The sequence below is a fragment of the Sandarakinorhabdus sp. genome (genome assembly GCF_031430775.1).
GTDB lineage: Bacteria > Pseudomonadota > Alphaproteobacteria > Sphingomonadales > Sphingomonadaceae > Sandarakinorhabdus.
Genome location: NZ_JANPCD010000066.1, coordinates 1 through 19,253 on the forward strand (window position 1 = coordinate 1; position 19,253 = coordinate 19,253).

Annotated in this window: 17 protein-coding genes and 1 tRNA gene; 11 read left to right on the plus strand and 7 right to left on the minus strand. The window is 65.7% G+C overall.

Going from position 1 to position 19,253, the window contains the following annotated elements; genetic code table 11:
• A partial coding sequence (locus tag RMQ73_RS03460; protein ID WP_310496630.1) for a DNA translocase FtsK 4TM domain-containing protein occupies window positions 1–1,366 on the minus strand: 1,366 nt, incomplete at its 3' end.
• 181 nt (window positions 1,367–1,547) lie between these two features.
• On the opposite strand from RMQ73_RS03460, the gene RMQ73_RS03465 reads away from it, so the two are divergent.
• Together RMQ73_RS03465 and RMQ73_RS03470 are read left to right on the plus strand one after the other, a co-directional pair.
• A complete protein-coding gene (locus RMQ73_RS03465) occupies window positions 1,548–2,765 on the plus strand; it encodes an FAD-dependent monooxygenase (RefSeq protein WP_310496631.1) in 1,218 nt (405 codons plus the stop codon).
• A 31-nt stretch (window positions 2,766–2,796) separates the two neighbouring features.
• Entirely contained in the window at window positions 2,797–4,590 is a 1,794-nt protein-coding gene (locus tag RMQ73_RS03470) for an NAD(P)/FAD-dependent oxidoreductase (protein ID WP_310496632.1), read from the plus strand.
• A 2-nt stretch (window positions 4,591–4,592) separates the two neighbouring features.
• Here the strand turns inward: RMQ73_RS03470 and RMQ73_RS03475 are convergent, their stop codons facing one another.
• Genes RMQ73_RS03475 through trxA form a run of 3 tightly spaced genes read right to left on the minus strand, consistent with a single transcriptional unit; the run spans window position 4,593 to window position 6,375 of the window.
• Window positions 4,593–4,793, minus strand: a complete 201-nt coding sequence (locus RMQ73_RS03475; RefSeq protein WP_310496633.1) for a Trm112 family protein — start codon at window positions 4,791–4,793, stop codon at window positions 4,593–4,595.
• Window positions 4,790–5,473 carry an LON peptidase substrate-binding domain-containing protein gene (locus RMQ73_RS03480; protein WP_310496634.1) on the minus strand — a complete coding sequence of 228 codons (684 nt, stop codon included), beginning with the start codon at window positions 5,471–5,473 and terminating at the stop codon, window positions 4,790–4,792. Before RMQ73_RS03480 ends, RMQ73_RS03475 begins: the two co-directional genes overlap by 4 nt.
• Complete coding sequence (gene trxA, locus RMQ73_RS03485; protein ID WP_310496635.1) at window positions 5,470–6,375, minus strand: thioredoxin; 906 nt, start codon at window positions 6,373–6,375, stop codon at window positions 5,470–5,472. The genes RMQ73_RS03480 and trxA overlap by 4 nt, the downstream gene beginning before the upstream one ends.
• Before the next feature lie 188 nt (window positions 6,376–6,563).
• Between trxA and RMQ73_RS03490 the strand changes: the two genes are divergently transcribed.
• The 9 genes from RMQ73_RS03490 to RMQ73_RS03530 all read left to right on the plus strand — a co-directional run bounded on the left by RMQ73_RS03490 (window position 6,564) and on the right by RMQ73_RS03530 (window position 15,431).
• Window positions 6,564–6,638, plus strand: a tRNA-Gly gene (locus tag RMQ73_RS03490).
• Between the two features lie 154 nt (window positions 6,639–6,792).
• Entirely contained in the window at window positions 6,793–7,716 is a 924-nt protein-coding gene (locus RMQ73_RS03495) for a cation diffusion facilitator family transporter (protein WP_310496636.1), read from the plus strand.
• Between the two features lie 47 nt (window positions 7,717–7,763).
• Window positions 7,764–9,275, plus strand: coding sequence for a CoA-acylating methylmalonate-semialdehyde dehydrogenase (locus RMQ73_RS03500; RefSeq protein ID WP_310496637.1), 1,512 nt, complete (start codon window positions 7,764–7,766; stop codon window positions 9,273–9,275).
• 5 nt (window positions 9,276–9,280) lie between these two features.
• Entirely contained in the window at window positions 9,281–10,054 is a 774-nt protein-coding gene (locus tag RMQ73_RS03505; protein ID WP_310496639.1) for an enoyl-CoA hydratase-related protein, read from the plus strand.
• Window positions 10,051–10,929, plus strand: coding sequence for a 3-hydroxyisobutyrate dehydrogenase (gene mmsB, locus RMQ73_RS03510; protein WP_310496641.1), 879 nt, complete (start codon window positions 10,051–10,053; stop codon window positions 10,927–10,929). The genes RMQ73_RS03505 and mmsB overlap by 4 nt, the downstream gene beginning before the upstream one ends.
• A gap of 78 nt (window positions 10,930–11,007) precedes the next feature.
• Window positions 11,008–12,993, plus strand: a complete 1,986-nt coding sequence (locus tag RMQ73_RS03515) for a S9 family peptidase (RefSeq protein WP_310496642.1) — start codon at window positions 11,008–11,010, stop codon at window positions 12,991–12,993.
• A 44-nt stretch (window positions 12,994–13,037) separates the two neighbouring features.
• Window positions 13,038–13,700, plus strand: a complete 663-nt coding sequence (hisG, locus tag RMQ73_RS03520) for an ATP phosphoribosyltransferase (protein ID WP_310496643.1) — start codon at window positions 13,038–13,040, stop codon at window positions 13,698–13,700.
• A complete protein-coding gene (gene hisD / locus RMQ73_RS03525) occupies window positions 13,684–14,982 on the plus strand; it encodes a histidinol dehydrogenase (protein ID WP_310496644.1) in 1,299 nt (432 codons plus the stop codon). Before hisG ends, hisD begins: the two co-directional genes overlap by 17 nt.
• Window positions 14,979–15,431 carry a hypothetical protein gene (locus RMQ73_RS03530; RefSeq protein WP_310496645.1) on the plus strand — a complete coding sequence of 151 codons (453 nt, stop codon included), beginning with the start codon at window positions 14,979–14,981 and terminating at the stop codon, window positions 15,429–15,431. The genes hisD and RMQ73_RS03530 overlap by 4 nt, the downstream gene beginning before the upstream one ends.
• Here the strand turns inward: RMQ73_RS03530 and RMQ73_RS03535 are convergent.
• The 3 genes from RMQ73_RS03535 to RMQ73_RS03545 all read right to left on the minus strand — a co-directional run.
• Complete coding sequence (locus RMQ73_RS03535; protein ID WP_310496646.1) at window positions 15,428–16,579, minus strand: serine hydrolase domain-containing protein; 1,152 nt, start codon at window positions 16,577–16,579, stop codon at window positions 15,428–15,430. The two genes, RMQ73_RS03530 and RMQ73_RS03535, sit on opposite strands and share 4 nt — an antisense overlap.
• A gap of 252 nt (window positions 16,580–16,831) precedes the next feature.
• Window positions 16,832–18,421 (minus strand): bifunctional phosphoribosylaminoimidazolecarboxamide formyltransferase/IMP cyclohydrolase, encoded by a 1,590-nt coding sequence (gene purH / locus RMQ73_RS03540; protein ID WP_310496648.1) that lies wholly within the window; start codon window positions 18,419–18,421, stop codon window positions 16,832–16,834.
• Window positions 18,418–19,253: heparinase II/III-family protein (locus RMQ73_RS03545; protein ID WP_310496649.1), on the minus strand; the 836-nt coding region annotated here is incomplete at its 5' end. The genes RMQ73_RS03545 and purH, both read right to left, overlap by 4 nt.

Below are 19,253 nucleotides of genomic sequence, written 5' to 3' on the forward strand. Positions count from 1 at the left end.
GGTACAGCAGCGACAGGATCATGGCATTGAGCCCGACCGACTTGCCCGAGCCAGTGGTGCCCGCAATCAGCAAATGCGGCATCGGCGCCAGATCGGCGATCACCGGATCGCCGGCAATGTCCTTGCCAAGCACGATCGGCAGGGCAGCGGACCGGTTTTCAAAGGCCGCGCTGCCCAGCAGCTCGGACAGGCTGACCATTTCCCGGCTGGCGTTGGGCAATTCGATGCCGATGACGTTTTTTCCCGGCACAACGGCCACGCGCGCCGACAGCGCCGACATCGACCGGGCAATATCGTCGGCAAGGCCGATGACGCGGCTGGCCTTGATGCCCGGCGCCGGCTCCAGCTCGTACATAGTAACAACCGGGCCGGGGCGCACCTCGCCGATGCGGCCGCGCACGCCGAAATCCTCAAGCACGCCTTCGAGCAGGCGGGCGTTCTGCTCCAGACTGGCGGCATCGATGCGGGCGCGCGGTGCAGACGGCGGCGGCAACAGCAGGTCAAGGCTGGGCAGGATCGCTGAATCCCCCAGATCGAGCGCCTGTTGCCTGTCCTGCTGCTGGCGCTTGCCTGGCACGGCACCGCGCGCCTGCGGCACCACCAGCGTGCGCGGCGCCGCTGGCTGGGTGGCGGCTTCCGCCTCTTCGTAGTTGGCTGTCTGGCGGCGCGGCGACGGCGCACGCACCGGCAGATCATCGTCGGTTTCGGCTAGCTGGCGCGGCAAGGCTGCGAAAACGCCACTGCCGATCGCCACAAAGTCGCTCAGCCCCAGCCCGGTGCCAACGGCCAGCAGGAAAAGCCCGGCCGGCGCCAGCAGGATGGCCAGCGCAAGGCCGATCGGCATGTCGGCCAGTGCCGCGATCGATGTCAGCTCGCCGACGCCTGCCGCGCTGGCCAGGCCGATCAAACCGCCACTGCCTGCTGGTGCGCCCAGTGCCGGCAGGCCGCTGGCCCCGGCCGCCATGGCCAGAAATATCATGCCCAGCAACGTCGCAAGAATCATGCGGCGCAGCGGCAAGGCCCGGCGGCGCATCACCATCACGCCGGCAGCCGCCAGCAGCGGCGCCAGCGCCAGCGACGGCCAGCCCAGAACATGCAGCAGTGCATCGGCGCCGTAACCGCCCACCAGCCCCAGAATATTGCCCGGCGCCCGCGCCGTGACCGTGTTGAACGACGGATCCAGCGGGGAATAGCTGATCAACATGGCCGCCAGAGCCAGGCCCGAGGCAATCAGCGCGCCGCCGCCGGCAACCACGACCAGTCTAGTTGCCGCGCTGGTGATCGCCGTCCGCAGCCGGGCCAGCCGACCCGGCGCAGCCGGGCGTTCACCACTGCGATTCGGCGAAGCTGTCGCCCGTGTTGCCATGATCCCCGATCGCTTCCTGATGCACCAGTTTTGCGGCGCGCGTGTTCACGCTTTGGTCACGCCAGCATGAATCACCCGGCCCTTTGGGTCAAGCTTTGCCGGCACACTTGCGCAGCGCGCACACCACCGGGACATCTTGTCCGGCTTGGGGCGGCGCTGCAATTGCGCTAGACGCAGGCTCATGGATTCAGATGTCATCATCATCGGCGGCGGCCTGATCGGCACCACATTGGCGTTGGCGCTGGCGCGGCACGAGATTTCGAGCATCGTCGTCGATGCACAGGATCTCGATTCGACGACGTTGCCGGCGTTCGATGGCCGGGCCAGTGCGGTGGCCAGCGCCTCGGCGCGCATGCTGCGGGCGCTGGGGCTGGGCGATGTGCTGGACGCGCACGGCTGTGCCATCACCGCCATCCGCGTCACCGATGGCACGCATCCGCAATTCCTGCATTTCGACACCGCCGGGACAGGCGATCCGCTCGGCATCATGGTGGAAAACCGCTTGCTGCGCACCGCCCTGATCGCGGCTGTCCGTGCCGAGCCGAAGATTACCCTGCTGGCGCCGGTCAAGGTCGCATCGCTGGTTCGCGATGCCCATGCCGCCACGCTGACGCTTGTCGATGGCCGCAGCTTCCGCAGTCCGCTCGCCATTGCCGCCGATGGCCGCAAGTCGGCGACCCGGGATGCCGCCGGCATCAAGCTGGCAGCTTGGTCCTATCCGCATGCCGCGCTGGTGACGATGGCGGCGCACACGGTGCCGCACGGCAGTGTCGCCTGCGAGCTTTTCTATCCATCCGGCCCATTGGCGTTGTTGCCGATGACCGATTCCGATGATGGTCGGCCGCGCAGCGCCATCGTCTGGACGATCGAGGGCAAGCACGCTGCTGCTGCCCGCAAGCTTGGCCCCAGGGCACTTGCCGCCGAAATCGCAGCGAGAATCGACGGCACCCTGGGCGAGATCGAGATCATTGCACCTCAGGCGGTTTGGCCCTTGGGCTATCACCATGCCGAAACCTATATGGGCGAGCGGCTGTTGCTGGTTGGCGATGCAGCGCACGGCATCCACCCCATTGCCGGGCAGGGCCTGAACATGGGCTTTCGCGATGTCGCTGCCTGCGCCGAAGTGCTCACCGATGCGATCCGCACCGGGCAGGACATTGGCTCGGCCGAGGTGTTGGCCCGGCATTCGGCATGGCGGCGGTTTGACAACAGCCTGGTCGGCGCGGTCACCGATGGGCTCAACCGCCTGTTCGGCGTGCCCGGCAGCGCGGCATCCCGCGTCCGCCGCACCGGGCTGGCGGCGGTGGAGCGCCTGCCGCCCCTGAAGCAGTTCTTCATGCAACAGGCCCGGGGCGAGACCGGAAAACTGCCAGCTTTGCTGCGCGGCGAACTCGTCTAGCATCGGGTCCGTTCAAGGGAGCGGACACAGCATGACGGCAATCGACAAGTCGGCAATTCTGGCCAGATACCGGGCCGAGCGGGACAAGCGCCTGCGGGACGACGGCAACGACCAATATGTCGAAATCGCCGGCAGCCATGCCCATTTCCTCGACGATCCTTATACCCCGGTCACGCCGCGACCGCCGGTCACCGATCATGTCACATTTGCCATGGTCGGCGGCGGTTTTGCCGGGCTGTGCGTCGGTGCGCGGCTGGTCGAGGCCGGCATCACCGATGTCCGGATCATCGACAAGGCCGGTGATTTTGGCGGCAACTGGTACTGGAATCGCTATCCCGGCGCCCAGTGCGATACGGCGTCGATCATCTATCTGCCGCTGCTCGAGGAAACCGGGCACATGCCGACCGAAAAATATGCGCACGCCCCCGAAATTCTCGAACAGTCGCGGCGAATCGGGCGCACCTTCGGCCTTTATGACAAGGCGCTTTTCCATACCCGTGTCACCGACATGGTCTGGGACGAAGGCGCAAGCGTCTGGGTGGTGACGACCGACCGCGGCGACCGTTTCACCGCTGATTACATCGGCATGGGCACGGGGCCGCTGCATGTGCCCAAGCTGCCGGGGATTCCGGGCATCGAAAGCTTCAAGGGCCATAGCTTTCACACCAGCCGCTGGGACTATGACTATACCGGCGGCGATACTTTTGGCGCGCCGCTCGACCGCTTGAAAGACAAGCGGGTGGCCATCATCGGCACCGGCGCCACTTCGGTGCAGTGTGTCCCGCATCTCGCCCGTGCCGGCGGCACCGTGTATGTCGTGCAGCGCACGCCGTCGTCGGTCGATGTGCGCGCCAATGCGCCGATCGATCTGGACTGGTTCAGCACGATTGCGACACCGGGCTGGCAAAAACGCTGGCTCGACAATTTTGCCCGCAATGTCGGCATGGGGCCGCCGCCGGCCGAGGATCTGGTCCAGGATGGCTGGACCGACCTGACCCGTCGAATCCGCGAACGCATCATGACCCTGCCGATGGATCAGATGACCCCGGCAAACATGATGGCCGCGTTCGAAGATGCCGATCTTGAGAAAATGTCGGAAATCCGCGCCCGTGCCGAGTCGATCGTGGCCGACAAGGACACCGCCGACAAGCTCAAGGCCTGGTATCGGCAACTGTGCAAGCGGCCATGCTTTCACGATGCCTATCTCCAGGCGTTCAACGAACCCGGCACCCATCTGGTCGATACCGATGGCAAGGGAGTCGACCGCATCGACGAGACCGGATTCTGGGTTGGCGGCACGCATTACGAGGTCGATTGCATCATTTATGCCTCCGGCTTCGAGGTTGGCACTTCGCACGAACGCCGTGCCGGCTTCGACATTGCAGGCGTCGGCGGCAAGCGGCTATCCGAGGCCTGGAAAGACGGGATGCGCACCCTGCACGGGCTGCATGTGGGCGGCTTTCCCAACGCGTTCGTCGTGCAGTTCGCACAGGGCGCCAATTTCATCATCAATGTGCCGCACAACTGGACCGATGCCGGTGAAACCATCGCCGCCGTCGTGCGCCATGCCCGCGATACCGGGGCAAGAACCGTCGATGCCACTGCCGAAGCGCAAGCCAAATGGGTCGAGCTGCTGATGACCGGGCCGGGACGCATGGCCGGCGCGGCGGCGGATTGCACGCCGGGATATTACAACAACGAGGGCAAGGCCGAGGGCGCCAACGCTGCTTTTGGCGTCGGCTATCCCGCGGGCGCAGTGGCGTATTTCAGTTACATCGACAAATGGCGGCGGTCGGGGACGTTCGAAGGGTTGCAGTTTGCCTGACGCTATTCGACGGGCACAAATTCGCGCGCGGCCTCGATCAGCATGATCGGCACGCCGTCGCGAATGGGATAGGCCAGCCCGGCCTTGTCCGCGACCAGTTCGTTGGCAGCCGCATCATAGCGTAGCGATGCCCGTGTCATCGGACAGACAAGGATAGCCAGCAGCTTCGGGTCGGGCGCGGCGGAGGGTGCGGCGCTGCTCATTGCAGGGTAGGCCGTTCCGGGTCGCCGTCCCCCGGCCCCTGCGCAAAGGACATCAGTGCCGACAGCGTCCGGGCGCGATCGGTCAGGTCGCGGGCTTCGAGCAGGGCCTGACGTTCTGCGGGGGCAAACGGGCAGACGCTGGCGAGCGTGATGATCAGGCTTTCGTCATCGGAGCTGCGAACCGCATCCCAGTCGGCGGCCAGCCCCTGAGCATCGAGATAGGCCCGCAGGCCGTCTTCCAGATCGGCGCGCAGCGTCGCTGGCAACGGCCCTGGCGGATCGCGGTCGTCCGACAGGCCGTGATAATCGGTCACCACCTGGCGATAGAGTTTCGTGCGCTCCAGTTCCGCCGACACACGAAACCGGCAAACGCCGGCCAGCGCGATCAGGATGCGCCCGTCGTCCGTCTCGCGAAAATCCGTGATGCGGCCAAGGCAGCCGACATCATAAAGCGGCGGCACATCGGCGTCGTCGATCCCGCCCCGGCGCGGCGGCCTGGGCTGGATCATGCCGATCATGCGGTTTGCCGCGCCCGTTGCTGCCATGGCATCGCGCACCATGTCCAGATATCGGGGCTCGAAGATGTTGAGCGGCAGCAGCCCACGCGGCAACAGCAGCGCGCCGGTCAATGGAAAAACGGGCACAGCCGCCGGTAGCGGCTCGGAGGGCGAATCGCTCATGAGAACCAGATAGTGCGCAGACGGGCGCGGGTCTTGATGCTCCAGGGGTCGCCGATGCCCGCAGCCTCGAACATCTTGAGCAGGCGCTCGCGGGCCGCGCCCTCGTTCCAGCCGCGATCCGCAGAAATGACCGCCAGCAGCTGGTCGGCAGCGCCGTCCTGGTCGCCGCGCCCGATCAGCCCGCCGGCCAGATCATAGCGCGATTGAAGATCGGCCGGGTCGGCCACGACCTTTGCCGCCAGATCGGCCAGATCGTCGGCTGGCACCGCATCGGCTGCCAGCGCCAATGCGGCGCGGGCGCGAATGACGTCGGCATCCTTGGCGTCGGCCGGCACCAGCGCGAGCGCGGCAGTTGCCGAATCGACATCACCCGCAGCCAGCAGCACCAGGGCATATTTGCCGGCCAGATCGGCCCGGTCCGGCAGTTCCTGAACCAGTGCGCCGAGCATTTGCGCGGCTTCGTGATGCGCGCCTTCGGCGCTCGCAGCCTCCGCTGCGCCGACCAGTTCGGCGATCTGCGCTTCCATCGCGGCTTCGGTATCCGACGCAGGCACGCCGGCCAGCAGCTTTTCGACAAAGGCCGTCAGCTCACGTTCGCCCAATGCGCCCTGGAAGCCATCGACGGGCCGCCCATCGAGAAAGGCATAGACTGTCGGGATCGACTGGATGCGGAACTGCGCGGCAAGCGCCTGATTCTTGTCGACGTCGATCTTGACCAGCTTGACCTTGGGCGCCCGAGCGGCAGTGATCTTTTCGAGAAGCGGCCCCAGTGTCTTGCACGGCCCGCACCATTCTGCCCAGAAATCGACCAGCACGAGCGCGGTTTTCGACGCGTCGATGACATCCGTGCGGAAGGCTTCAATGCTGGCTTTTTCGGCGGTTGAAGGGGCAAGGCTGGCCAAGGGGGGCGACTCCGGATGCTGTTATGCGGCATATGGGGTCAGGCCCCCGGCTTTGCCAAGTCTTGCGTGCTGCAGGCGTCAAACTGGCGCGGCAAACCGCCGGTTTTGGTGGAAGGCACCGGATTTCGCTTGCATGGGCAAAGCGGGGCATGCTAGCCGCGCCGCTCACATCGTCGAGACGGTGTCGAGCGGGCGTAGCTCAGGGGTAGAGCGCAACCTTGCCAAGGTTGAAGTCGAGGGTTCGAATCCCTTCGCCCGCTCCAGAATTTTTCTGGAAATCATTGCAAGTCTTTCCGCGCTGGTGCGCTTCGGTCCTCGCAGAGTGATCGTTTGGCCACTTGGCGCGTGACCGCGCGGCGATGCCGGCGACAAGGTGCGCTCTTCCCCGGCAGCGCCCCCCGTGGCACAAGCTCCTCCATGCACGCTCATACCAAGGCGCATGATCATGCCGGCCACGGCCATGCTCACGCCGTCACCGATTTCGGTCCGGCCTTTGCCCTGGGGATCGGCCTCAATCTTGCCTATGTCGCCGCCGAGGCGGTTGCCGGCCTGGCATCCGGTTCGCTGGCACTGCTTGCCGATGCCGGACACAATTTGTCGGACGTTGCCGGGCTGCTGATTGCCTGGGCCGGGCTGTCATTGGCAAAACGCCCCCCTTCGGCGCGTTTCACCTGGGGGCTGGCGCGGTCGTCGATCCTTGCGGCTCTGACCAATGGCCTGATCCTGGTGGCGGCCTGCGGGGCCATCGTGTTCGAATCGATCCGGCGCTTTTCCGATCCGCAGCCTGTGCCAGGCGGGCTCGTCATGATCGTGGCCGCCTGCGGCATTGCCGTGAACGGCGGCACAGCCTGGCTGTTTTCGCGGGGCAGCAAGACCGATGTGAACGTGCGCGGTGCCTATATCCATATGCTGGGCGATGCCGGTGTATCTGCAGCGGTTGTCGTCGGCGGCCTGGTGATCCGCCAGACCGGTTGGCACTGGGTCGATCCGATGCTTGGCCTTGTGGTCGCAGCGATCATCATGCGCGGCACCTGGGGCATGCTCAAGGAATCGCTGGCATTGGCCCTTGATGCGGTGCCGGCCGGTATTGATGCCACGGCGGTATCGGACTGGCTGGCGGGACTTCAGGGCGTCGATACGGTGCATGACCTGCACATCTGGCCGCAGGGCACGAGCGCTTCGGTGCTGACGGCGCATCTGATCATGCCCGGCGGCCATCCCGGAGACCAGGCGCTGGCCGACATGGCGCATGCCTTGTTCCACCGGTTCGGGATCGGCCATGCGACCTTCCAGGTCGAAACCGGCGATGGCGCCTGCCAGCAGGCCTGCCCGCACGCCTGATGCTTTCATCGGTAGCGGCGCAGGCCGGCCGGCGTTAGAACAGCGGCATGCGCATCATAGATCATCACATCGGCGGCACGACCGTCAGCAGCGGCAACCGGACAGCGGACATATTCGATCCCAACACCGGCCAGGTACAGGCGCAGGTGCGGCTCGGCGATGCCGCCACGCTGGAACGGGCCGTCGCCGCTGCCCGCGCCGCGCAGCCGGGCTGGGCCGCCACCAATCCGCAGCGCCGGGCGCGCGTCATGTTCAAGTTCAAGGAACTGGTCGAGGCCGAGATCGACGCACTCGCTCATGTCCTGTCCATGGAGCACGGCAAGGTGCTGGCCGATTCGCGCGGCGATATCCAGCGCGGCCTGGAAGTCATCGAATTCTGCTGCGGCATTCCGCATGTGATGAAGGGCGAATTCACCCACGGCGCCGGGCCGGGCATCGATATCTGGGCGTTTCGCCAGCCGATCGGCATCGGCGCCGGCATCACGCCGTTCAATTTCCCGGCGATGATCCCGATGTGGATGGCCGGCGTTGCCATCGCCACCGGCAACGCCTTCATCCTCAAGCCTTCCGAACGCGACCCGACCTTGCCGTACATGCTGGGCGATCTGTTCCGCCGCGCCGGCCTGCCCGACGGGGTGTTCAGCGTCGTCAACGGCGACAAGGAAATGGTCGATGCCATCATCGCCCATCCCGAAATCGCTGCGATCAGCTTTGTGGGATCATCCGATGTGGCAGAATATATCCATGCCAATGGCTGTGCCAACGGCAAGCGGGTGCAGGCGATGGGCGGCGCCAAGAACCACGCCATCGTCATGCCCGACGCCGATCTGGATGCGGTGGTGCGCGATCTTGCCGGTGCGGCGTTCGGCAGTGCCGGCGAACGCTGCATGGCGCTGCCCGTGGTGGTGCCAGTGGGTGATGCGACGGCGCAGGCACTGCGCACCAAGTTGCTGCCGGCCATCGCGGCGCTGCGCATCGGCACTTCGACCGACCCGCAGGCCGATTATGGCCCGGTGGTGACGGCGGCGCACAAGGCCAAGATCGAATCATACATCGACATGGGTGTAGCCGAGGGCGCCGAGCTGGTTGTCGATGGCCGGGGTTATGTCCTGCAAGGCCATGAAGGCGGGTTCTTCGTCGGGCCAACCCTGTTCGACCATGTGACACCGGACATGCGCAGTTATCGGGAGGAAATTTTCGGTCCCGTCCTGCAGATCGTGCGCGCTGCCGATTTCGAAGCCGCGCTGAAGCTGCCGTCCGAACATCAATATGGCAATGGCGTCACCATCTTCACGCGCAACGGCCATGCGGCGCGCGAATTTGCGGCGCGGGTCAATGTCGGCATGGTCGGCGTCAACGTGCCGATCCCGGTGCCGGTCGCCTATCACAGCTTCGGCGGCTGGAAGCGCAGCGCCTTTGGCGACATCGGCCAGCATGGCATGGAGGGCGTGCAGTTCTGGACCAAGCGCAAGACGGTGACGGGGCGCTGGCCCGATGGCGGTGTCGGCGACACCGCCGGGGCTTCAGGCAGCGCCTTTGTCATTCCGACGATGGGGTAATGCCGATGACCTTTGAAACACTCCTTGTCGAACAACATGACGCGGTCACGCTGGTCAGGCTGAACCGGCCGCAGGCGCTGAACGCGCTCAATTCCCAGGTGCTGGCCGATCTCATTGCGGTGTTCGCCGCATATGATTCCGATCCGTCGGTGCGCTGCCTCGTGCTGACCGGCAGCGAAAAGGCCTTTGCCGCCGGGGCCGACATCAAGGAAATGTCAGAGCAATCGTTTGCCGACATGTACGCCAGCAATTTCTTTGCCGGCTATGAGCGCGTCACCGCCACCCGCAAGCCGTGGATCGCGGCGGTCGGCGGCTTTGCGCTGGGCGGCGGCTGCGAGCTTGCCATGATGGCCGATATCCTGATCGCTGCGGACACCGCCAAATTCGGCCAGCCGGAAATCAAGTTGGGCGTCATCCCCGGCATGGGCGGCTCGCAGCGGCTGATCCGCGCTATCGGCAAGGCCAAGGCGATGGAAATGTGCCTGACCGGGCGCATGATGGGCGCCATCGAGGCCGAGCAGTCGGGGCTGGCGGCGCGCGTTGTCCCCGCCGCCGAACTGGTTACCGAGGCGCTGAAAACCGCTGCCGCCATCGCTGCCATGCCGCCATTGGCCGCAATTGCTGCCAAAGAGGCCATCAACGCCGCCTATGAAATGCCGCTGGCGCAGGGCGTGAATTTTGAACGCCGGCTGTTCCATGGCTTGTTCGGCAGCGCTGACCAGAGCGAAGGCATGGCCGCTTTCGTCGAAAAGCGCCCTGGAAACTGGAGCGGCAAATGAGCATCGTCGCCTTCATCGGGGTCGGCAACATGGGCGGCGGCATGGCGGCCAATCTGGCAAAGGCCGGCCATGAAGTCCGCGCCTTTGACCTGAGCGAGGACGCCGTCGCCCGCGCCGTCAGCCACGGCTGCACCGCCGCCACCAGCGCCCGCGCCGCCGCGCACGGCGCCGATGCCATCGTCACCATGCTGCCCGCTGGAAGCCATGTCGCGGCGGCCTATCACGACACCTTGTTCGCTGCCGCCGGCCTGCACGCCATCCTCATCGACTGTTCGACCATCGATGTTGCCACGGCGCGCAGCGTCGGCGAGGCGGCGGCGCAAAAGGGCCTGGCCATGGTCGATGCGCCGGTGTCGGGCGGCACGGCGGCGGCGGATGCCGGCACGTTGACGTTCATGGTCGGCGGGCCCGCTGCGGCCTTCGAAGCGGCGCGGCCCATCCTTGAAGCCATGGGCAAGGCCGTCATCCATGCCGGCGGCGCGGGCATGGGGCAGGCGGCGAAGATCTGCAACAACATGATCCTGGGCGCCACGATGATCGCCACCGCCGAAGCCTTTGTGCTCGCCGAAAAGCTCGGGCTGGACGCGCAGACTTTTTTCGACATTTCGTCCAAGGCCAGCGGGCAAAGCTGGTCGATGACCAGTTATTGCCCTGTCCCCGGCCCGGTGCCGTCATCCCCGGCCAACCGCGATTATGCCGGCGGTTTTGCCGGCGCCCTGATGCTCAAGGACCTCAAACTCGCGCTGGAGGCGGCCAGCAAGGCCGGCGCAAGCGTGCCGATGGGCGCGCAGGCCGAGGCGCTGTACCAGATGTTCGCCAACAATGGCGGCGGCGCGCAGGATTTCTCGGCAATCGTCAAATTGTTGCGCGGCTGAAAACTGCGACGGCCTGGCCGTTGACAGGATTTCGCGACTCATGTTTTCTGCCCTCGGACGAAATTTTCGGGGGAATATATGCGTTTGCTGCGCGCCACCGCGATCCTGATGGCCATGCTGTGGCCAGGTCTTGTCGTGGCGACGCCGCCGATCGATGCCTTTGGCCAGTTGCCAACACTGGGCGATATCGCCCTGTCGCCAGATGGCACGCGCTGGGCCGCGATCGTCGGCAGCGCCACCGGCTCCGAGGTGCAGGTCCGCGAAATCACCACCGGTAAGCTGCTGCTCGCCAGCCCGGCCAAGGACCTCAAACTGCGCGCTTTGCAATGGGCAGACAATGACCGCATCGTCCTGACGATTTCACAGACAACGCAGCTGCGCAGCGAAGATTATCTGTTTGTCGGCCGGGGCGAATATTATCAGCTGACGATGCATGATCTTGCCACCCACAGTTGGCGGCGGCTGATGAACAATATTCCTCTCACCGGCAATTTTGTCAGTGGCACGCCGGTGGTGCGGACAGTGGAGGGCCGGCCGCAGCTGATCGCCGAAGGCTGGTCGATGCCCGGCTCGATGTTCCTGTCGACAGTTTTTCGTATCGATCCCGCGACTGGTCGCACGACCGTCGTGGAAAAAGGCAATGCCGAAACGGGTGACTGGTTGATCGGGCTCGATGGCGAGCCTGTGGCCCGGTCGGATTATGCACGGGAAAACGGCGAGTGGCGATTGATGCTGCGCCGCGGCAAGAACTGGAGCGAAGTGTATCGGGAAAAGGCGTTGCTTGATCGGCCCTATCTGGCGGGTCTTGGCCGCACACCCGGCACGATCATGGTCGGCACCCACAAGAGTGGCAAATATGAGGTGCATGAAGTCAATCTGGCCGATGGCACATGGTCGGCGCCGCTGGGCAAGGGGCTCGGCGATGGCTTCCTGCGCGATCCCGCCAGCCTGCAACCCATCGGGGTCTATAACGAGGGGCTCGGCACCGTCGGTTATGATTTCTGGAATCCTGACGACCAAAAACTGTGGCGGGCCATTGCGCGCAGCTTCAAGGACGAGATGGTCAAGCTTGTTGACTGGAGCCATGACCGAAACATCGTGATGCTCGAAGTGTTCGGGCCGAAATCGGGTGACGCCATCTATGTCGTGGACCGCACGTCGCGCACCGCAGGCCTGCTCAGCCCCCGCTACGCCCGGCTTGAAGGTGTCGGCCTCGGAACCGTACAGACGCTGACCTACAAAGCCGCCGATGGCACCGAAATTCCGGCTTATCTCACCCTGCCGCCGGGCCGCCTGCACAAGAACCTGCCGCTCATCGCCTTGCCGCACGGCGGCCCCGAGGCGAGCGACAGCCCCGGCTTCGATTGGTGGGCGCAGGCGCTGGCCAGCCGTGGCTATGCGGTGCTGCAACCGCAGTTCCGCGGTTCGAGTGGTTTTGGCGCTGAGCATCGCGACGCCGGCTATGGGCAATGGGGTCGCAAGATGCAGACCGATGTGTCCGACGGTGTGCGGCATTTGGCGGGATTGGGCACCATTGATCCCAAGCGTGTCTGCATCGTCGGCGCCAGCTATGGCGGCTATGCGGCACTGGCCGGGGTCACGGTGGAGCAGGGCGTCTATCGCTGTGCCTCGTCGATTGCCGGCGTGTCGGACCTTAGACGCATGTTGCAACGCGAAGTCAGTGATTCGGGAGGAAAGAAGAATCCCGTTGTGCGGTACTGGCAGCGCTTCATGGGCGCCGAAAACGCCAATGACACGAAGATCGATCCCTTCTCGCCGGCGCGGCTGGCGGACAAGGTGACCGTCCCGCTACAGCTTATCCATGGCAAGGATGACCTGGTCGTGCCCATGGAACAAAGCAATTTCATGGTCAGTGCCATGAAGAACGCCGGCAAGCCCGTCGAAATGGTCGTGTTGCCTTCAGAGGACCATTGGCTCTCGCGCCCCGCCACGCGCATCGCCATGTTGCAGGCGCTGGCGGCGTTCCTGGAAAAGCACAATCCGCCAGACCCTGCCGCTGCTGTTGCCCCGCCCCCTAACCCTGCGGCACCAGCAGCGCCCTGACGGCATGGCCTTTTGCGGCGCCTCGCGCTATGCCGCGCTGCATCATGACCGGACCGATCACCTTAGCGCTGCCCAAGGGCCGCATCCTCAAGGAGGCGCTGCCGCTGTTGGCGCGCATCGGTATTGTGCCCGAGGCGGATTTTCATGACGAGAACAGCCGCAAGCTGACGTTTGCCACATCGCGCGGTGATGTCCGCGTCATTCGGGTGCGCTCGTTCGATGCCGCGACGTTCGTGGCGTTCGGGGCGGCGCAGATCGGCATTGCCGGCAACGACGTGCTGATGGAATTCGCCTTCACCGAACTTTATGCGCCCATCGATCTGGGCATCGGCCATTGCCGGCTGTCGGTGGCACAGCCCGCTACGCTGGGTGATGACATGTCGCGATTGAGCCAGGTTCGCGTCGCCACCAAATACCCACAGCTGACGCGCCGGCATTTTGCAGCGCGCGGCATCCAGGCCGAGTGCATCAAGCTGAACGGCGCGATGGAACTGGCGCCGTTGACGGGGCTGGCCAGCCGCATCGTCGATCTGGTTTCGACCGGCAAGACCTTGCAGGAAAACGGGCTGGTGGAAGTGGAAGTGATTGCGCCGATCAGCAGCAGGCTGATCGTCAACCGTGCCGCCTTCAAGACCGATCCGCGCATCGTGCCGATCATCGAGGCGGTGCGGGCGTTGGTGGAGACCAGTGATGCCGCAGCGGCTTGACGCTGGCGCCCCCGGTTTTGCCGCAGCCTTTGCGGCATTGGTGGCCCAGAAGCGCGACGATTCCGCCGATGTGTCCACCACCGTCGCCGGTATCATTGCCGATGTGCAGGCGCGCGGCGATGCGGCGGTGGCCGAACTGACGGCGCGGTTCGACCGGGTTGATCTCGATGCGCTGGGCTGGGAGATCGGCGGGGCTGCGCTGGACGCGGCGTTGGATGGGCTGACGCCGGACCTGCGCGGCGCGCTCGATCTGGCTGCGGCGCGAATCCGGGCCTTTCATGAACGGCAGAAGCCCGCCGGCAACGATATGACCGATGCTGCCGGCGTGCGCACCGGCGTGCGCTGGAGCCCGGTCGATGCTGCCGGGCTTTATGTGCCGGGCGGGCGGGCGGCCTATCCGTCATCGGTGCTGATGAACGCCATTCCCGCCGTGGTGGCCGGCGTGCGCGACCTCATCATGGTCACGCCGACGCCGGGCGGCACGCCCAATCCGCTGGTGCTGGCTGCCGCGCGTGTTGCCGGTGTGTCCCGCGTGTTTCGCATCGGCGGGGCGCAGGCCGTGGCGGCGCTGGCGCTGGGCACCGCCAAAATCCCGCGCGTCGATGTCATCACCGGGCCGGGCAATGCGTTTGTGGCCGAGGCCAAGCGCCAGCTGTATGGCCGCGTCGGCATCGACATGGTGGCCGGGCCGTCCGAAGTCGTCATCGTGTCGGATGGCGGGTCCAACCCCGACTGGATCGCAGCCGATCTGCTGGCCCAGGCGGAACATGATCCGGTGGCGCAATCGATCCTGATCACCACCAGCGCGGCCGAAGCCGATGCAGTGGAGCGGGCGGTCATGCGCCAGCTTGAAACCCTGGCAACAGCTGCGGTGGCGGCTGCGTCGTGGCGTGATTTCGGCGCCATCATCACGGTGGCCAGCCTTGCCGACACACTGCCGCTGCTCGATGCGCTGGCGCCCGAACATGCCGAACTGATGGTCGATGACCCGGAATGGCTGTTTGCCCGCATGCGCCATGCGGGTTCGGTGTTCCTGGGCCGCCATACGCCCGAGGCTGCCGGTGACTATCTGGCCGGGCCGAACCATGTGCTGCCGACGGGGCGCCGGGCGCGTTTCGCCTCGGGGTTGTCGGTCAGTGATTTCATGAAGCGCACGACTTTCCTCGATTGCGGGCCGCGCGGGCTTGCCGCCATCGGCCCGGCGGGCGCCGCCATTGCCGATGTCGAGGGGCTGGCAGCGCATGCCGCTTCGATTCGCCTGCGACTGGAGACACCGACTTGAACGCACAGACCATGCGCCGCGTGCGCCAGTTGCATTTGTATATCGGCGTGTTTTTCCTGCCGGCGATCCTGTTCTTTGCCATCAGCGGCGGCCTTCAGGCGTTTCGCCTGCAACAGGCCAGCGGTTGGGATGGCGCGCCGCCTCCAGCGTGGATGGCGTGGATGGGCAGCGTGCACATCGACCAGACGCTGCCCAAGGTCGAGCCGCCGAAAAAGCCGGAAACTGCCGCTGCCAAGCCACCGGCAGATCCGGCCAAGGAAGCCGCGCGCGCCGCGCGCAAGCGAGCGGCATTGCCGATGAAAATCTTCACGGCGGCGCTGGCGGCGGCACTGGCGCTGTCGGCGCTGCTGGGCGCCATGATCGCACTGAACAGCCGGGCGACGCGCCGCACGGCGCTGGTCATGCTGGCGGCCGGCACGGCGGTGCCGCTGGCGCTGCTGCTGGCCTAGGGACCGTAAACGGCGGCTTCGAAGGCGCTGAGTACCGCCATGGCCGGGGCTTCGCCGAACGGCAGATGCTGCATCATCAGTACGGCGGCAATGTCGCTGGCCGGATCGAACCAGTAATAGCTGTTGGCGATGCCGGCCCAGGCCTGGGCGCCAGGCGCGCGGCCATCGGGGCCTGGATCGGGGTTGATCATGAAACCCAGACCCCAGCCGGGGGTCATTTCGGGGAACCATTCGATGCGCCCGGCAAAGCCCGGCACATTGGTTTCCATGACACCGGCCCGCAATGGCCCGATATGGTTGCGGGTCATGTCGGCGACGGTTTGCGCCTTGAGGATGCGGGCGCCATCAAGGCTGCCGCCATTGAGCAACATGCGCACGAACCGCAGATAATCATGGGCCGATCCGGTCAGCCCACCGCCGCCCGACTGGAATTCGGCCGCATCGCCGCCGCCGAAATGCACCGGCATCGGCACCAGGCCACCATCCGGCGTGCGGACATGGAGCGGCGCGAGCCGGGCCTTGACGGCCTCGTCGAAGCCGAAGCCGGTGTCGGTCATGCCCAGCGGACCGAAGATATGGCGCGCGAACCAGTCGCCGAGCGGCATGCCGCTGGCCGCTTCCACGGCAAGGCCGGCCCAGTCGGTGGAAATGCCGTAAATCCAGGCTGTGCCGGGGTCCGCGAGCAACGGCAGCAGCAACGAGGCGCGGCTGCCCTGTGCTGCCGGATTCAGTGTGCGCCACTGGCTCAGTTCGGCTGACATGAACTCATAGCCCAGCCCGGAGGTGTGGGTCAGCAGTTGCCGAAGCGTGACGGGGCCAGCCGCCGAGCGTGTGATCGCCGAACCGTCCGCGCCAAAGCCGGTCAGCACCAGTGGGTCCGCCAGGCCGGGCAACAACGTGCCGATATCTTCGTCCAGCGCCAGTCGGCCCTGTTCGACAAGTTGCATCACGGCCACCGATGTCACCGCCTTGGTCATCGATGCGATCTGGAACAGGCTGTCGGTTGTCAGCGCCGGGCCGCCGGGCCCGCGCGTGCCCACAGCAACCTCGGCGATGGTCCCGCTGCGGTTGCCCACCAGCGCGACCGCGCCCGGAATGCCGCCGGCAGCAAGGCTGGCTTCCAGCGCGGTAGTGATGCGGTCTTGCATGAAACGCTCCTTCGAACGTGATGTTAGGCGTGTTCGGGCGTTCCTCGCCCTGTTGCTTGCGAGAGGGCGGGTTGCCTTGCGGGAGCGGCGGGCGTCGAGTTATTATACAAGTGTATGATAACTTCCGAGAAAAAATCGCCGAGCTGCCAGCATGTGTTTGATATGATTGCCTTGTATCTCAATATGCAGCTGTAGGAAAGCGCCAGGATCGGTATGAAAACCATTTTTTATGGCGAGGCCGATGTGGCAGGATCAGTGCTTGAAGTGGCGCATCCCGGTGAACACCATCGCCAGCCCGCGCGCATCGGCGGCTGCGATGACGTCGGCGTCGCGGATCGAGCCGCCGGGCTGGATGATGGCGGTGGCACCCGCTTCGGCAGCGGCGATCAGGCCATCGGCAAAGGGGAAGAACGCATCGGAGGCAACGGCGCTGCCGATGGTGCGCACCTGCGGCCAGCCGGCGGTCTGCGCGGCATCACGCGCCTTTTGTGCCGCAATCCGGGTCGAATCGAGCCGGCTCATCTGCCCGGCGCCAATGCCTGCTGTGGCGCCGCCATGGGCATAGACGATGGCGTTGGATTTGACATGGCGGGCCACTGTCCAGGCGAACAGCATGTCGGTCCATTCCTGCTCTGTCGGTGCGCGCTGCGTCACCACCTTGCAGTCGGCGCGGCTGACGGCGCCGTTGTCGCGTGACTGCACCAGCATGCCGCCGCCGATCTGGCGCAATGCCAGCCCGGCGCGGCGCGGATCGGGCATGTTGGCGAGCAAAAGCCGCAGGTTTTTCTTGGCGGCGAATACGGCGATGGCATCGGCATCGGCATCCGGCGCGATGACGACTTCGGTGAAAATCGCGGCAATGGCCTGTGCGGTCGGCCCATCGAGCGGCTGGTTGACGGCGATGATGCCGCCAAAGGCCGATACGGGATCGCAGTCGAACGCCGCCTTATAGGCATCGGCCAGCGTCGCACCAGTGCCGACGCCGCAGGGATTGGCATGTTTGATGATGGCACAGGCCGGTCCGGCGCCGGCAAATTCGGCAATCAGTTCAAGCGCGCCATCGGCATCGTTCAGATTGTTGTAGCTGAGTTCCTTGCCCTGCACTTGGCGCGCGGCTGCAACGCCGGTTGCCCCAGTCTGCGGCAGATACAGCGCCGCTTGCTGGTGCGGATTTTCGCCGTAACGCAGCGTTTGCGCGCGGGTGAGCGCCAGCGGCAGCAGCGGCGGGAACATCTCGGCTTGATCGGCAAAGGCGAACCAGCTGGCCACCGCCGCATCATAGGCGGCGGTATGGGCAAAGGCCGCCGCCGCCAGCCGCCGCCGCAGCGCCAGATCGGTGGCGCCGTCATTGGTATCGAGCGCGGCGATAACTTCGGCATATTGCGCCGGATCTGTCAGAATCGTGACGAAATCATGGTTCTTGGCGGACGACCGCACCATTGCCGGGCCGCCGATGTCGATGTTTTCGATGATATCGTCGCGCGCGGCACCGCGCGCCACCGTGGCGGCAAATGGATAAAGGTTGATGACGGCGATCTCGATGGCGGCGATGCCGTTGTCGGCCATGGCGGCGACATGGGCCGCATCATCGCGCAGCGCCAGCAGGCCGCCGTGGACGCGCGGATGCAGCGTCTTGACGCGGCCGTCCATCATTTCGGGGCTGCCGGTCAGTTCGGCCACATCCATCACCTGGTGGCCCATGGCGCGCAGTGCGGCGGCCGTGCCACCGGTCGAGACGAGTTCGACGCCATGCCGCACCAGCGCCGCCGCCAATGCCTCAAGCCCGCCCTTGTCGCTCACCGACAAAAGGGCGCGTTTCATCGTGATCAGATCTGTCGTCATTTTCCTGCCCGTCTGAAGCTCCAGCCGATATCGCCGCCAGCCCTGTGGGTGCGCGCGCTGATGACCAGCTGCTGTGTCTTTTGAATCGTGCCAGCCTGATCGACCCACAACGATGGTTCGATGCTGACTTGGCCGCCAGCCGCGTCGAAGCGCACCTTGAACGCCCAGACCTTGCCATGTGGCAGTTTGATGAGCGCCCCGGCCCCATCAGCCGTGGGGGTCGCCGAAACGCCCGGCCCAAGGTGAAAGCGGATGTCGAAATCGCGGTCGCTGCGCCTGAGCAGCTTGCCGGGGACCGGCTCGATCACGTCCTCGCCGCGCAGGTCCTGGCCGTCGGGCGACAGGAACAGCCGCCGCCGCACCAGCATGCCGAACCGCCGGGCATAGCCGTCATGGCTTGCATCCAGCCATTGTCCGGCCTCGCTGGTGCGAAGCTGCACGGCCACTTCGCTGACCCCGGCGCCCAAGGTGCCATCATCGCGGATGCGAGTCGAATTGGTGTCGGCGATGACCAACGTCGAATGCGCAGCCGTGGTGCACAGTCCGGCAGCCAGCGGCCCGGCCAGTGGTGCAGGCAAGCCCCGCGATCCGCCGCAATTGGTGACGAGCCGGTCCGGGCCGTCGCTCATCTCAAAGGCCAATGTGCCGGTGTGGCCGATGCCGGCCATGCGCGGCGCTGGCGGCGGCCCGGCATCAATGACCAGCACCGTCTTGCCTGCCGATAGCCGGTAATAGCCCGACCAGCGCCCGCTGCGGGCCAATGCGGCGCCGGTGGCGGCACGCCGCGCCAGCCGTTCCAGAGGCTCCGGCCCGATCGCGGCGCCGCCGTGCC

What these genes read in the sequence shown, in the direction of transcription:
- RMQ73_RS03465 (WP_310496631.1), top strand. Translation starts at nt 1,548, where the DNA reads ATGGATTCAGATGTCATCATCATCGGCGGCGGCCTGATCGGCACCACA.
- RMQ73_RS03470 (WP_310496632.1), top strand. Translation starts at nt 2,797, where the DNA reads ATGACGGCAATCGACAAGTCGGCAATTCTGGCCAGATACCGGGCCGAG.
- RMQ73_RS03475 (WP_310496633.1), bottom strand. Translation starts at nt 4,793, where the DNA reads ATGAGCAGCGCCGCACCCTCCGCCGCGCCCGACCCGAAGCTGCTGGCT.
- RMQ73_RS03480 (WP_310496634.1), bottom strand. Translation starts at nt 5,473, where the DNA reads ATGAGCGATTCGCCCTCCGAGCCGCTACCGGCGGCTGTGCCCGTTTTT.
- RMQ73_RS03495 (WP_310496636.1), top strand. Translation starts at nt 6,793, where the DNA reads ATGCACGCTCATACCAAGGCGCATGATCATGCCGGCCACGGCCATGCT.
- RMQ73_RS03500 (WP_310496637.1), top strand. Translation starts at nt 7,764, where the DNA reads ATGCGCATCATAGATCATCACATCGGCGGCACGACCGTCAGCAGCGGC.
- RMQ73_RS03505 (WP_310496639.1), top strand. Translation starts at nt 9,281, where the DNA reads ATGACCTTTGAAACACTCCTTGTCGAACAACATGACGCGGTCACGCTG.
- mmsB (WP_310496641.1), top strand. Translation starts at nt 10,051, where the DNA reads ATGAGCATCGTCGCCTTCATCGGGGTCGGCAACATGGGCGGCGGCATG.
- RMQ73_RS03515 (WP_310496642.1), top strand. Translation starts at nt 11,008, where the DNA reads ATGCGTTTGCTGCGCGCCACCGCGATCCTGATGGCCATGCTGTGGCCA.
- hisG (WP_310496643.1), top strand. Translation starts at nt 13,038, where the DNA reads ATGACCGGACCGATCACCTTAGCGCTGCCCAAGGGCCGCATCCTCAAG.
- hisD (WP_310496644.1), top strand. Translation starts at nt 13,684, where the DNA reads ATGCCGCAGCGGCTTGACGCTGGCGCCCCCGGTTTTGCCGCAGCCTTT.
- RMQ73_RS03535 (WP_310496646.1), bottom strand. Translation starts at nt 16,579, where the DNA reads ATGCAAGACCGCATCACTACCGCGCTGGAAGCCAGCCTTGCTGCCGGC.
- purH (WP_310496648.1), bottom strand. Translation starts at nt 18,421, where the DNA reads ATGACGACAGATCTGATCACGATGAAACGCGCCCTTTTGTCGGTGAGC.